Source organism: Microbacterium sp. UBA7513 (assembly GCF_002478345.1).
Classification (GTDB): domain Bacteria; phylum Actinomycetota; class Actinomycetes; order Actinomycetales; family Microbacteriaceae; genus Microbacterium.
On record NZ_DLNJ01000007.1, the window covers coordinates 47,833 to 61,746 of the forward strand.

General features: G+C 71.4%; 11 protein-coding genes. 7 read left to right on the plus strand and 4 right to left on the minus strand.

The features are described 5' to 3' along the window. Nucleotides 1–62: 62 nt before the first annotated feature. Nucleotides 63–1,601 (plus strand): ATP-dependent DNA ligase, encoded by a 1,539-nt coding sequence (locus tag B2W79_RS03055; protein WP_292786953.1) that lies wholly within the window; start codon nt 63–65, stop codon nt 1,599–1,601. Here the strand turns inward: B2W79_RS03055 and B2W79_RS03060 are convergent, their stop codons facing one another. Then, on the minus strand, nt 1,602–2,111 hold the full coding sequence (locus B2W79_RS03060) for a phosphoribosyltransferase (RefSeq protein ID WP_071328033.1): 510 nt from the start codon (nt 2,109–2,111) through the stop codon (nt 1,602–1,604). It lies immediately after the preceding gene. 160 nt (nt 2,112–2,271) lie between these two features. Between B2W79_RS03060 and B2W79_RS03065 the strand changes: the two genes are divergently transcribed. Together B2W79_RS03065 and B2W79_RS03070 are read left to right on the plus strand one after the other, a co-directional pair. Beyond that, nucleotides 2,272–4,002 (plus strand): thiamine pyrophosphate-binding protein, encoded by a 1,731-nt coding sequence (locus B2W79_RS03065; protein WP_292786961.1) that lies wholly within the window; start codon nt 2,272–2,274, stop codon nt 4,000–4,002. 26 nt (nt 4,003–4,028) lie between these two features. Beyond that, entirely contained in the window at nt 4,029–4,877 is an 849-nt protein-coding gene (locus B2W79_RS03070; RefSeq protein WP_292786964.1) for a PhzF family phenazine biosynthesis protein, read from the plus strand. A gap of 594 nt (nt 4,878–5,471) precedes the next feature. On the opposite strand, the gene B2W79_RS03075 is transcribed toward B2W79_RS03070, so the two are convergent. Together B2W79_RS03075 and B2W79_RS03080 are read right to left on the minus strand one after the other, a co-directional pair. Continuing rightward, nucleotides 5,472–5,852 carry a VOC family protein gene (locus tag B2W79_RS03075; RefSeq protein ID WP_071327416.1) on the minus strand — a complete coding sequence of 127 codons (381 nt, stop codon included), beginning with the start codon at nt 5,850–5,852 and terminating at the stop codon, nt 5,472–5,474. A 109-nt stretch (nt 5,853–5,961) separates the two neighbouring features. After that, entirely contained in the window at nt 5,962–7,824 is a 1,863-nt protein-coding gene (locus B2W79_RS03080; protein WP_292786969.1) for an FAD-dependent monooxygenase, read from the minus strand. A gap of 129 nt (nt 7,825–7,953) precedes the next feature. Between B2W79_RS03080 and B2W79_RS03085 the strand changes: the two genes are divergently transcribed. Next, complete coding sequence (locus B2W79_RS03085) at nt 7,954–8,661, plus strand: IclR family transcriptional regulator (RefSeq protein ID WP_292786972.1); 708 nt, start codon at nt 7,954–7,956, stop codon at nt 8,659–8,661. Nucleotides 8,662–8,719: 58 nt separating this feature from the next. Here the strand turns inward: B2W79_RS03085 and B2W79_RS03090 are convergent, their stop codons facing one another. Further along, complete coding sequence (locus tag B2W79_RS03090; protein WP_292786975.1) at nt 8,720–10,099, minus strand: MFS transporter; 1,380 nt, start codon at nt 10,097–10,099, stop codon at nt 8,720–8,722. A gap of 143 nt (nt 10,100–10,242) precedes the next feature. On the opposite strand from B2W79_RS03090, the gene B2W79_RS03095 reads away from it, so the two are divergent. The 3 genes from B2W79_RS03095 to hpaE are packed head-to-tail and all read left to right on the plus strand — an operon-like array spanning nt 10,243 to nt 13,894. Then, on the plus strand, nt 10,243–11,715 hold the full coding sequence (locus B2W79_RS03095; protein WP_292786978.1) for a fumarylacetoacetate hydrolase family protein: 1,473 nt from the start codon (nt 10,243–10,245) through the stop codon (nt 11,713–11,715). Next, complete coding sequence (locus tag B2W79_RS03100; protein WP_025103811.1) at nt 11,712–12,398, plus strand: GntR family transcriptional regulator; 687 nt, start codon at nt 11,712–11,714, stop codon at nt 12,396–12,398. Before B2W79_RS03095 ends, B2W79_RS03100 begins: the two co-directional genes overlap by 4 nt. Further along, a complete protein-coding gene (hpaE, locus tag B2W79_RS03105; protein WP_292786983.1) occupies nt 12,395–13,894 on the plus strand; it encodes a 5-carboxymethyl-2-hydroxymuconate semialdehyde dehydrogenase in 1,500 nt (499 codons plus the stop codon). Before B2W79_RS03100 ends, hpaE begins: the two co-directional genes overlap by 4 nt. Nucleotides 13,895–13,914: the final 20 nt, after the last annotated feature.

Here is a 13,914-nt window from a genome sequence, read left to right on the forward strand (position 1 = left end):
CATCGGCGTCGTCTCTGTCAACCGTCTCGCGCGGTGTCCGACCCCGGTGGGAGGATGCCCGCATGCTGCTCTCGGAGCTCGTCACCACCACCGACCAGGTCGCCGCGACCTCGTCCCGCCTGGCCAAGGTCGAGGCGATCGCGGCGCTGCTGCGCCGGGCCGACGCCGACGACATCCCGCCCCTGGTGGGACTGCTCCTCGCGGCTCCCCGCCAGGGTCGCCTCGGCGTAGGGTGGCGGGGGCTGAACGCCCTCGCCATCGAGCACACCGCGACGCCGACGCTGACCATCGCGGAGGTCGATGAGGCCTTCGACACCCTCGCGCACGCCTCGGGCTCCGGTTCGGCGGGCGTGCGCAGTGCGCTGCTGCACGACCTCGCCGCCCGGGCCACCGCTCCCGAATGGGACTTCCTGACCAGGGCGATGCTCGGGGAGCTCCGCACCGGAGCGCTGAGCGGCGTGCTCCTCGACGCGATCGCCCGCGCCGCCGAGGCCCCGCCCGCCACGGTGCGACGAGCCGCCATGCTCTCCGGCGACCTCGGTGAGACGGCGCTGCTCGCGCTCACCGGCGCCGAGGGCGCACTCGACGAGGTCGGGCTTCAGGTGGGACGCCCCGTGCTCCCGATGCTCGCGGCCACCGCGCCGACGCCCACGGCCGCCCTGGAGATCACCGGACGCGCCTCGGTCGAGTACAAGCTCGACGGCGCCCGCATCCAGGTGCACCGCCGCGGCGACGATGTCGGCATCTACACACGGAGCCTCGCCGACGTCACCCACCGCCTGCCCGAGATCGTCGAGGTCGTCCGCGGTCTTCCCGCGCAGGAGGTCATCCTCGACGGCGAGACCCTGGCGCTCGACGAGGACGGCGGGCCCCGGCCCTTCCAGGAGACGATGTCCCGGTTCGGTGCGGATGCCGCGCGCGAGCTCGCCCTGCGGCCCTGGTTCTTCGACGTCCTGCACGTGGACGGGCGCGACCTGCTCGACGAGCCGCTGTCGGTGCGTCAGGACGTCCTGGCCGAGATCGCCGGTGAGTGGCGCATGCCCGGCATCGTCACTGCTGACCCCGAGGCCGCCGAGCAGCTCTCTCGCGAGGCTCTCGCAGCCGGTCACGAAGGTGTGCTCGTCAAGGGCATCGACTCGACCTACACCGCCGGCCGTCGCGGCAAATCGTGGGTCAAGGTGAAACCTGTCCTCACGTTCGACCTCGTCGTGCTCGGCGCCGAGTGGGGGTCGGGGCGCCGCCGCGGATGGCTGTCGAACCTGCACCTCGGCGCGCGGGACCCGGGCGGCGACTTCGGCGAACCCGGCGGGTTCGTGATGGTGGGCAAGACGTTCAAGGGCCTCACTGACGCGCTGCTGCAGTGGCAGACCGACGAGTTCCCGGCGCACGAGACCCATCGCTCCGCGTCGACGGTGTTCCTCCGGCCGGAGCTCGTGGTCGAGATCGCGATCGACGGCGTGCAGCGGTCCCCGCGTTACCCCGGCGGCCTCGCCCTCCGCTTCGCCAGGGTCAAGGGCTACCGTCCGGACAAGACCGCTGCGGAGGCCGACACGATCCAGACGCTCCTGGCCCTGCGGCGGGGTGCGACGGACGACGCCTGATCAGGCCGTGGGCGGGAGTCCTTCGTCCTCCTGACGCACCGTGCCGCGGAACGACCAGGGGAAGTCGATCCAGAGGTCGGTGTCCTTCCACGCGAAGTCCGGCTGGATGATCGTCGAGGGCTTCGTGTAGATCGTGACCGAGCGCACGTCGGCGCCCTTCTCCTGCAGCAGCCGGACCGCGAGCGCCAGCGTGCGACCGGAGTCGGCGACATCGTCCACGAGCAGCACGCGGCGGCCGTCGAGATAGGCCATGTCGAGCTCGGGCGGCAGCACCTCCGGGGCGTCCAGCACGGTCCCGATGCCGGTGTAGAACTCGACGTTGATGGCGCCGCAGTTCTTCACGCCGAGTCCGTACGCGATGGCGCCGGCCGGGAGCAGGCCGCCGCGCGCGATCGCCACCACGACCTCCGGCTCGAAGCCCGTCGCGATGATGTTCCGCGCCAGATCGCGCGTCGCCGCGCCGAAGCCGTCCCACGTGAGCGTCTCGCGCTCGATCGATGCATCCGTCATCGGTCCATTCTCGCGCATCCGCTCCGTCCGAGCCGCCGCTAGACTGAGCAGGTCCGGCCCCGCCGGTGCCTGAAAAAGAGGCACGAAGCACCTCGCATCGCCGCGAGGGCGAGACACATACGGATTCCCCTTCTCCGTCCCTGTCTCGAAAGGCTTCCCCATGCCCTCCGTCTCCGCGCACGTCGCCCTCACCCTCGCCCAGCACGTCGATGCCGTCTTCGGCGTCATGGGCAACGGCAACGCCTACTTCCTCGACGCCCTCGAGACGCAGACCGACGCCACCTTCACCGCCGTCCGCCACGAGCAGGGCGCGGTCGTCGCGGCCGACGCGCACTTCCGCGCCTCCGGCCGCATCGCCGCGGGCACCTCCACCTACGGCGCCGGCTTCACGAACACGATCACGGCGCTGGCCGAGGCCGTGCAGGCGCACGTGCCGCTCGTCCTCGTGGTGGGCGACGAGCCGACCTCGGGGCCGCGGCCGTGGGACGTGGACCAGATCGCTCTGGCCTCGGCCGTCGGCGCCCGCACCTACACCGTCGGGCGGACCGATGCCGCCGCGACCACCGTCATCGCCGTCGAGCACGCCCTCACCTATCGCGTGCCCGTGGTGCTCGCCATCCCCTACGACGTCGCCGCCCTCGAAGCCGGTGCGGTGCCTGCGGCCCCGGCTCCCCGGCTCCCCGCGCCGCTCGCCCCGCGGGGGGACTTCGCCGAGGGCATGCTGGATGAGATCGCCGCCGCCCTGCGCGACGCCGAGCGTCCATTCCTCCTCGCCGGGCGCGGGGCCTGGCTGGCCGGCGCCGGCGAGGCTCTCGGGGCGCTTGCCGCACAGACCGGGGCCCTCACCGCCTCCTCCGCCCTCGGCCGCGGCATCTTCCCGGACGCCCGGTACGACCTCGGTGTCACCGGCGGCTTCGGCGCCGAGGGGGCGATGGAGCTCGTGCGGACGGCCGACGTCGCGGTGGTCTTCGGCGCCAGCCTTAACCAGTTCACGATGCGCTTCGGCGACCTCTTCGCCCCGGGAACCCGGGTGTTCCAGATCGACACCGCTCCGGCCGCCACGCACGCCCACGTCGGCGGCTTCGTGCGCGCCGATGCCCGTCTCGCCGCCGAGGCCCTCGTCGCCCGCCTCTCCTCCCCCGGGCACACCTTCGGAGATGCCACCGGACTCGCCGGGGCCACCCCCGCCTCTGGCGGCGTGTCGGGCGCAGGCTCCGCAGCTGTGCCCACCCGCCCGTGGCGGGAGACGGTCGATGTCGCCGCGGCCCGTGCGTACGAGCCCGGGGACGAGCTCGCGCCGGACGGCCGCCTCGACCCGCGTTCTGCCGCGCGCCGGATCGCCGAGCTCCTCCCCGACGACCGCGTCGTGGTCTCGGACGGCGGGCACTTCATCGGCTGGGCGAACATGTACTGGCCGGTCGCCGCGCCCGACCGGATGATGATGATCGGCACCGCGTTCCAGTCGATCGGACAGGGCTGGCCCAGCGTGGTGGGCGCGGCCCTCGCCCGTCGGGACGCGACCATCGTGCTCACCTCCGGCGACGGCGGCGGTCTCATGGCCATCGCCGACCTCGAATCGGCCGTGCGGGCGGCGGGCGGCCGCGGCATGGCCGTGGTCTGGAACGACGCCGCGTACGGGGCCGAGGTCAACCTCTACGGACTGAAGGGCCTGGCCGAGGGTCCGATGCGCATCCCCGAGGTCGACTTCGCCGCGTTCGGGGCCGCGGTCGGCGCCGAGGGCGTCGTCGTGCGGACGCTCGGCGACCTGGATCGCCTCGCCGCGTGGGCCGAAGAGGACCCGGCGACCCGACGCTTCCTCGTCCTCGACCTCCGGATCTCCGGCGACGTGATCGCGCCGTACCAGCAGGAGATCATCCGCGTGAACTCCTGACCCGTGCGGGCCGATAGGCTCCCGGAATGACGGATGCTCCCGAGGTCCTGCGCTACAGCGCCTTCGCCGCGACGCCGGACGGCGGCAACCCCGCCGGGGTCGTCTTCGACGCGGACGGGCTCGACGAGGCGGACATGCAGCGGATCGCGGCCGAGGTCGGCTACTCGGAGACCGCGTTCGTGCAGGACGCCGCGGCGGACGGCTCCCGTTTCCGCGTGCGCTACTGGTCGCCGGCTGCGGAGGTGCCGTTCTGCGGGCATGCGACGGTCGCGACCGCGGTGGCCCTCGCTGAGCGGCAGGGTCCGGGGACGGTCGTGTTCGAGACCGCGGCAGGGGCCGTGTCCCTGGAATCGTTCGCGGACGCGGACGGCCGGGTGACGGTGTCGTTCACGAGCGTCGAGCCGGAGGTCCGCGACCTCGACCCCGTCGTGCGGGACCGCCTCCTCGCGCTCCTCGGGATGGAGCCGGCCGATGTCGACCCGCGCTTCCCGGTCCGCGAGGCGTTCGCGGGCAATTGGCATCCGATCGTCTTCGTCGCCGACCGGGAGCTCTTCCATCAGTTCCGCTTCTCCCCCGCCGACGTGGCGGCCCTCATGCGCGCACAGGGCTGGCAGGGCACGGTGACGGTGCTGCACGCCGAGGATCCGGCCGAGATCGAGGCCCGCAACCTCTTCCCCGTGGGCCGCATCACCGAGGATCCGGCGACGGGGTCCGCAGCCGCTTCGGTCGGCGCCTACCTCCGCGCGCAGGGTTATCCGGGCGACACCGTCCGCATCCGTCAGGGTGCCCACGTCGGCCGCCCGAGCGAACTCCGCGTCGCGATCCCGGGCTCCGGCGGCCTCGTCGTGTCGGGCGGAGCCACGCGCCTCCCCTGATCCCCGGCGTCCCTGATCCCGGACCGCGCGCACGACTCGGTTCCGCGCGCACGACTCGGTTCCGCTCGCACGACCACACCCCCTCCCCCCGTCGTGCATCCGTCACCCGGTCGTGCACCCGTCTCCCGACTCCGGCACTTCCTGACTGGCACACCCGCACGACCTGGTTCCGCGCGGACGTCCCCGGTTCCACTCTGCACGTCCCTGGTTCCACCTGCACGACCCGGGGCCGTCTGCACGACCGGTACCCGCCCGAGGTCGTGCATCCGTCGCCCGGTCGTGCATCCGTCGCGGCCGACGAGACATCGACCGCCCGGGCGCGACATACGGCACACGTGGGCATGACGCACAGGAGGACGACACGGTGACGGGTGCCCGACCACGACTCACCACTGGTCGTGCACTCACCACTGGTCGTGCACTCGTCCCCAGTCGTGCATCTCCGCCCCGACACGGGACCAGCGTGCCGAGCCCACCTACACCTGCACGACTCCGTTCCATCTGCACGACCACACACTGTTTCCGGTCGTGCATCCGTCCCGAGGTCGTGCATCTGTGACGGCACACGACCCCGCCCCGGCCCGGGGATCGTCGTCACCCCTGGGCGCTGTAGTCCGGGAGCTCCTGCAGGGTCCAGGTGTTGCCGTCGGGGTCATCGAAACGCACGAAGCGGCCCCAGTCCTGCTCGTCCACACCCTCGGCCTCCACACCGAGACCCCGCAGGTGCGCGAGAGCCTCGTCGGCGTCGGGGACGACCACCTGGATGGTGTTCTGCTGCCCCGGTGCCAGGCCGGTGTCCAGCCCCGTGCCGAAGGCGATCGAGCAGGCCGATCCCGGCGGGGTCATCTGCACGAACCGCAGGCCCTCGTACGGCACCTGATCATGGTCGGCGTGGAAGCCGATCTTCACGTAGAAGTCCTTCGCCCGGTCGACATCGCTGACCGGCACGAAGATGAGTTCGATCTTCCAGTCCATCACGCACTCCTCCTGTCGGGCTCCGTCACCCGTCGGCCCTCACAGTACGCGCGGCCTCCGACACCCGCCAGAGGCGTCGGACGCCCGGAGACCTCAGCACCCGGAGACCTCAGCGCACCGGCAGCAGCGCCCCGTCCAGGAAGCCCGCCAGCTCGTCCACGCCGTCCAGCGGGAGGATCGCGGCGACGTACTGATCCGGACGCACGACGATCACGACGCCGTCGCGGGCCAGCTCCCGCGCCTCGAAGATGTCCGTGCCGCACCACTTGCTCGGGCCGGCCGCGTAGACCTTCTCCCAGTCCGTGAGTCCGAGCGGGCCGGTCTTCGGCTGGAACAGCTCGGGAGTCGACGTGACCTCGACCTCCTCGAAGGGCTGCTGATACACGGCCTTCACGTCGAACACGGCGTCGGCGTCGGCGTCCGCCGGGGTGAACCGTGCGAACACGGGCGCCGCCATCTCCGCCCACGCGGCGAGCGCTTCGCCGGTCCGGTCGCCGAACGCGTAGACCCGCCACCGGCCGTCGGCCTTCGCGTGGTGTCCGAGGTGGACGACGTTGCCGTCCCCGACCCGCACGACTTCCGCCGACTTGAAGCGCTTGCCCAGCGGATACCCGACCGCGAGCGCCTGGTACGCGTCCGTGCCGGTGATCATGGAGGACGTGTACTGGGTCATGAACCCGGACGGGAACTCGGCCGTCGCGAGGTAGTACGTGGCCAGCTCGTTCGGGTCGGAGATCTCCTCGGGCTTGCGCGCCATGAGGCTGGACCACTCGCGGTCGAAGTCGATGAGCTGCTGCGCGACGGGACGACGCTCGGCGCCGTACGTGGCGAGCAGCGCCTCGGGCGCACGGCCGCTCAGCACGGAACCGAGCTTCCAGCCGAGGTTGAACCCGTCCTGCATCGACACGTTCATGCCCTGGCCGGCCTTCGCGCTGTGGGTGTGGCAGGCGTCGCCGGTGAGGAAGACGCGCGGACTGCGGTCGGCGCCGGGGTCCACGTCGTCGAAGCCGTCGGTCACGCGGTGGCCGACCTCGTAGACGCTGTGCCAGGCGACCTGCTTCACGTCGAGCGTGTAGGGGTGGAGGATCGCGTTGGCGCGGCGGATGATCTCCTCGATGGGCGTCTGCCGCACGCGGTGATCGTCGTCCGCCGCGACCTCGCCGAGGTCGATGTACATGCGGCTGAGGTAGCCGCCCTCCCGCGGGATGTGCAGGATGTTGCCGGCCTTCGAGTTGATCGCGCACTTGGTGCGCCAGTCCGGGAAGTCGGTGTTGACGAGCACGTCCATGACGCCCCAGGCGTGCGCGGCGCTCGCGCCCACGTGCGTGCGGCCGATCGCCTGCCGCACCCCGCTGCGGGCGCCGTCGCAGCCCACCACGTACTTCGCCCGGACCACGCGCTCGTCCGCTTCCCCGACATGGCGGACGCGCACCTCGACCGGGTACTCGCCCTCCTCGCGCACGGTGAGCCCGAGGAACTCGACGCCGTAGTCCGGCACGATCCGTCCGGGGCCGTCTGCCGCCGCCTCGGCAAAGTAGTCGAGCACGCGGGCCTGGTTGACGATGAGGTGCGGGAACTCGCAGATGTCGTAGGCGTAGTCGGCGGTGCGGGTGGTCCGCACGATCCGATCGGGGTGCTCGGGGTCGGGGCCCCAGAAGTTCATCCAGCCGATGTTGTAGGCCTCGGCGATGATGCGCTCGGCGAAGCCGAAGGCCTGGAAGGTCTCCACGCTGCGCGGCTGGATGCCGTCGGCCTGCCCGAGGACGAGGCGACCCTCGCGCTTCTCGATGATGCGGGTCGTGATGTCGGGGTACTGCGACATCTGCGCCGCGAGCAGCATGCCCGCGGGGCCGGAGCCGACGATGAGGACGTCGACCTCGTCGGGCAGGGAAGCGGGGCGGTCGATCCCGGTGCCGGCGGCGTCCTGCACGCGCGGGTCTCCGGACACATAGCCGTGGTGGTGGAACTGCATCGTCGTCGATTTCCTTCCGGACGTCTTCGTCGGGTGTTGCGTCCAGGAACACCGTGTTCTATATTCGAACACAATGTTCTACTATTGAACACAGCCTAGACCGGTGCCTCGCGCATCGCAAGGAGAGCCATGTCCGAGCGCCCCGCCGCCCCCGCCTCGCAGACGCTGAGCCGCGGCATCCGCATCCTCGAGGTGCTCGCCGACGCCCGCGGTGCGCTGACCATCGACGAGATCGCCGGCCGCCTCGAGGTGCATCGCTCCATCGCCTACCGCCTCCTCCGCACCCTCGAGGATCACGGTCTCGTGATCCGCGACGCGAGCGGCGCCGTGAGCCTCGGCGCCCGCATGGCCGCTCTCGCCGCCGGCGTCGCCCACGACCTCCAGGCCGAGGCCCTGCCGGAGCTCACCGCCATCGCGAACGAGCTCGGCATGACCTGCTTCCTCGCCGTCCTCGACGGGGCCGAGTGCATCACGCTCGCCAGCGTCGAGCCGCGACACGCCGTCGCCAGCGTCGCCCAGCGCCCCGGCGCACGGCACTCCGTCACGGTCGGCGCCCCCGGGAAGGCGATCCTCGCGCAACTCGACGCGACGGAGGTGCCCGTCGACATCGCCTCCGCCCTGCGCGCCGACGTCGACACCGCCGCCGCACGCGGTTATGCCACGAGCCACGACGAGGTCATCCCCACGGTGCAGTCCGTCGCCGTCCCGCTGCGTCTGCGCGGCCAGCGTCCCGCCGCGATCGCGGTCGTGCACGTCGCAGCCGACCTGGACGACGAGGAGATCGCCGCGCGGCTCCGGCGTTCCGCCGACCTCATCCGCGAGGCCCTCGACGGCTGAGCGGGGACGCACGAGAGCGCACGGCCCTCAGGGGACGTGCGCTCTCGTGGCAGGGAGGTCAGACCTTCGCGAGCCCGCGGATCGGACTGATCGACTGCTCCTCCTCGTGATCCGGGCCGAGCGGGATGCCGGAGCGATCGCGCAGCAGGAGCGTCGCGATGAGCCCCAGCGCGGTCATGCCGGCGAGGTACCAGGTGACCGCGTCGGTCGACCCGGTGGCCTTCACGATCGCCGTGGCGATGAGCGGCGCGAACGCCCCACCGGCGATCGCGCCGATCGCGTAGGAGATCGAGACGCCCGAGAAGCGGATGCTGGCCGGGAACAGCTCGGTGTACAGCGCGGCCTGCGGGCCGTACGTGAAGCCGAGACCGATGGTGAGGATCGCGAGCCCCGCGAACAGCAGGCCGATCTCGCCGGTGTTGACGAGCGGGAACAGCGTGAACACGCCGACCAGCTGCAGCACCCAGCCGATAAGGTAGGTCGTGCGGCGGCCGAGGCGGTCCGACACCCATCCGGCGAGCAGGGTCGTGAGCAGCCACGTGACCGCCGAGCCGGTGACGGCCCACAGCACGGGTCCACGCTCGAGGCCGATCGGCCCCTCGGGGTCGGTCGCGTAACCCTGGATGTAGCCGCCGGTGGTCATGTAGCCGACGGCGTTGTTCCCGGCGAAGACCAGCGCCGCGATGATCACGAGCAGCGCGTGCTTGCGGAACAGCTGCACGATCGGCATCTTCGCATTCTCCTTGCGCTCGGCGAGCTCGGCGAAGACCGGGCTCTCCTCCACGCGACGCCGGACGTAGTAGCCGACGAGGATCAGCACGACACTCAGCAGGAACGGCACGCGCCAGCCCCACGCGAGGAACTGGTCTCCCGGAGCGATCGCGGTCATCAGCGCCATGACGCCCGAGGCGAGCAGCAGCCCGAGCGGCACGCCGATCTGCGGGGAGGCGCCGAAGATGCCGCGCTTCTTCCGCGGGGCGTGCTCGACGGCCATCAGCACTGCGCCGCCCCACTCGCCGCCGGCCGAGATGCCCTGCACGATGCGCAGGAGCACGAGCAGCACCGGGGCCATCACGCCGATGGTCTCGTAGGTCGGCAGCACACCGATCAGCGCGGTGGCGGCGCCCATCAGGATCAGCGTCCACATCAGCACGACCTTGCGGCCGAGCTTGTCGCCGTAGTGGCCCGCGAGGAACGCGCCGAGGGGACGGAAGAGGAAGCTCACACCGACCGTGGCGAAGCCGACGAGAGCGCTGTTGGCGCCGAGCGGCGCGAAGAAGAGCTGCCCGAAGACCAGCCCGACCGCCGTGGCGTAGATGAAGAAGTCGTACCACTCGACGGTGGTCCCGACGACGGTGGCGAAGACGACACGACGCCGGTCGGCCGCCGTCGCGATGGTTCCGGTGGGCGTGAACCCACCCTGTGACTGCCCGCTCATGGGGTGTCTCCTTTGTGCTTGTGACCGCGTTGTCACGGCGCGCCCGGACGTGAATCCGATCTGCTTGCCGAGGGGTGAGACGATGATATATGATTTCGGATACGACGCACAACGCGTCCTGACGAGCGCGAGGAGGCGCATCCGTGACGGACACCATCGCCCGCCCGGGGAAGATCATCGCGATCCACCTGAGCTACGCCTCGCGGGCCGACCAGCGCGGTCGACGCCCCGCCCACCCCTCCTATTTCTTCAAGCCGGCCAGTTCGGTCGGGGTCTCCGGCGGCACCGTCGAGCGTCCCGCCGGCACCGAGCTGCTCGCGTTCGAAGGGGAGATCGCGCTGATCATCGGCGCCCCGGCCCGCCGGGTCGCCCTCGCCGACGCCTGGGACCACGTGCAGTGGGTGACCGCCTCGAACGATCTCGGTCTCTACGATCTGCGCGCCAACGACAAGGGCTCCAACGTCCGCTCCAAGGGCGGCGACGGGTTTACCCCGCTCGGCCCGGAGCTGATCGACGCCCGCACGGTCGATCCGGCGGCCCTCCGCGTGCGCGCCTGGGTGAACGGCGAGCTCCGCCAGGACGACACCACCGCCGGGCTCATCTTCCCGCTGGCCCAGCTCGTCGCCGACCTCTCCCAGCACTTCACGCTGGAGACCGGCGACGTGATCCTCACGGGCACCCCCGCGGGCTCGTCGGTCATCGTCCCCGGCGACGTGGTCGAGATCGAGGTCGACGCCCCGGACGCCCCCGGCGCCCCCACGTCCGGCCGCCTGGTCACGACGGTCACGCAGGGGGAGGTCCCCTTCGACGGCGACCTCGGCTCGCTTCCCGCCGTCGACGACCTCCAGCGCACCGAGGCCTGGGGCTCCCGCGAGCTCGCCGGCCTGCCTGCCGAGGACACCGCGCCCACACTCACCCCTGAGCTCCGCGCCCAGCTTCTCGAAGCCCCCACCGCCGGCCTTTCGGCACAGCTGCGCAAGCGCGGACACCACTCCTGCTTCATCGACGGCGTCTCCGCCAACCTCCCGGGCACGAAGATCGTCGGCACCGCGAAGACCCTGCGCTTCGTGCCGTTCCGCGAAGACCTCTTCCGCAGCCACGGCGGCGGGTACAACGCCCAGAAGCGCGCGTTCGACGCGGTCGCGGAAGGCGAGGTCATCGTCATCGAGGCCCGCGGCGACGCGACCACCGGCACGCTCGGCGACATCCTCGCCCTGCGCGCGCAGACCCGCGGCGCGGCGGGCGTGGTCACCGACGGCGGCGTCCGCGACTTCCAGGCCGTCGCCGAGATCGGGCTTCCGGTGTTCTCGCAGGGTGCGCACCCCTCGGTGCTCGGCCGCAAGCACGTGCCGTGGGACGTCGACGTGACGATCTCGTGCGGCGGTGCCACCGTGCAGCCCGGCGACATCATCGTCGGCGACAGCGACGGCGTGATCGTGATCCCGCCGGCTCTCGCCGCCGAGGTCGCCGCCGACGCCGTGGCCCAGGAGATCGAGGACGCCTGGATCGCCGAACAGGTCGCCGCCGGGCACCCGGTCGACGGCCTCTTCCCGATGAACGCCGAGTGGCGCGCCCGCTACGAGCAGGCGACCGGCACCGGAGCGGAGCGGAAGTGAGCACGGTCGAGAGCGCCAGCAAGTCGGAGCAGGCGTATGCCTGGATCCGCGCGCGCATCTCGGCGCACACCTACGGTCCCGGCTACCGTCTGGTCCTCGGTCCAATCGCCGAGGAGCTGGGGATGAGCGTGGTCCCGGTGCGCGAGGCGATCCGCCGCCTGGAGGCCGAGGGGCTCGTGACCTTCGAGCGCAACGTCGGCGCCCGCGTGACCCTCGTGGACGAGGGCGAGTACGCCCACACCATGCAGACGCTCGGACTCGTCGAAGGGGCGGCCACCGCGCTGTCCGCTCCCCTGCTCGACGCGGACGCGCTCGCGCAGGCCGCGGAGGTCAACGAGCGCATGAGCCGCCTGCTCGACCACTTCGACCCGCACACGTTCACCGAGCTCAACCGGCAGTTCCACTCCGTGCTGTTCGAGCCGTGCCCGAACCCGCACCTGCTCGACCTCGTGCACCGCGGCTGGGCCCGGCTGTCCGGCATCCGCGACTCGACCTTCGCCTACGTGCCCGGCCGCGCCCACCACTCGGTCGACGAGCACACCCAGATCCTCGAGCTGATCCGCGACGGCGCCGAGCCGCTGGAGATCGAGCTCGCCGCCCGCAACCACCGGTGGCGCACGAGGGACGCGTTCCTCGACGCCCTGCACACCCGTTCCGTCCCCGCCGAAGGAGAAGCATCATGACCGACTCCCGCATCCCCGCCGACCTGCCCGACCACATCCAGCACTACATCGACGGCGCCTTCGTCGACTCGATCGACGGCGACACGTTCGACGTGCTCGACCCGGTGACGAACCAGACCTACACGATGGCCGCCGCCGGCAAGAAGGCCGACATCGAGCGGGCCGTCGCCGCCGCCAAGCGCGCCTTCGACGAGGGCCCCTGGCCGCGGATGCTCCCCCGCGAGCGCTCGCGCGTGCTGCACCGGATCGCCGACATCGTGGAGTCGCGCGACGCCCGGCTCGCGGAGCTGGAGTCGTACGACTCCGGGCTGCCGATCACGCAGGCCCTCGGTCAGGCCCGCCGCGCCGCCGAGAACTTCCGCTTCTTCGCCGACCTGATCGTGGCCCAGGCCGACGACGCCTTCAAGGTGCCGGGCAAGCAGATGAACTACGTCAACCGCAAGCCGATCGGCGTCGCCGGGCTCATCACCCCGTGGAACACGCCGTTCATGCTCGAGTCCTGGAAGCTCGGCCCCGCACTCGCCACCGGCAACACGGTCGTCCTCAAGCCGGCCGAGTTCACGCCCCTGTCCGCCTCGCTGTGGGCGGGCATCTTCGAGGAGGCAGGCCTGCCGCAGGGCGTCTTCAACCTCGTCAACGGCCTCGGCGAAGACGCCGGCGACGCGCTGGTGAAGCACCCCGACGTGCCGCTCATCTCCTTCACCGGCGAGAGCCGCACGGGGCAGATCATCTTCGGCAACGCCGCGCCGTTCCTCAAGGGCCTGTCGATGGAGCTCGGCGGCAAGTCCCCCGCCGTGGTCTTCGCGGACGCCGACCTGGAGGCCGCCGTCGACGCCACCATCTTCGGCGTCTTCTCCCTCAACGGCGAGCGCTGCACCGCCGGGTCCCGCATCCTCGTGGAGCGCTCGATCTACGAGGAGTTCGTGGAGCGCTATGCCGCGCAGGCGAAGCGCGTCAAGGTCGGCTACCCGCACGACCCCGAGACCGAGGTCGGCGCTCTCGTGCACCCCGAGCACTACGACAAGGTGATGTCCTACGTCGAGATCGGCAAGACCGAGGGCCGCCTGGTCGCCGGTGGCGGTCGTCCCGAGGGCTTCGAGGAGGGGAACTTCGTCGCCCCGACGGTGTTCGCCGACGTCGCCCCCGACGCCCGCATCTTCCAGGAGGAGATCTTCGGCCCGGTCGTCGCGATCACCCCGTTCGACTCCGACGAGGAGGCGCTGGCGCTCGCGAACAACACGAAGTACGGCCTCGCGGCCTACATCTGGACGAACGACCTCAAGCGCGCCCACACGTTCGCGCAGTCCGTCGAGGCCGGCATGGTGTGGCTGAACAGCAACAACGTCCGCGACCTCCGCACGCCGTTCGGCGGCGTGAAGGCGTCGGGCCTGGGCCACGAGGGCGGCTACCGCTCCATCGACTTCTACACCGACCAGCAGAGCGTGCACATCACTCTCGCCTCGACCCCGCACAACCCGACGTTCGGCAAGAACTGACGCCCCCGGACACAAGCAAG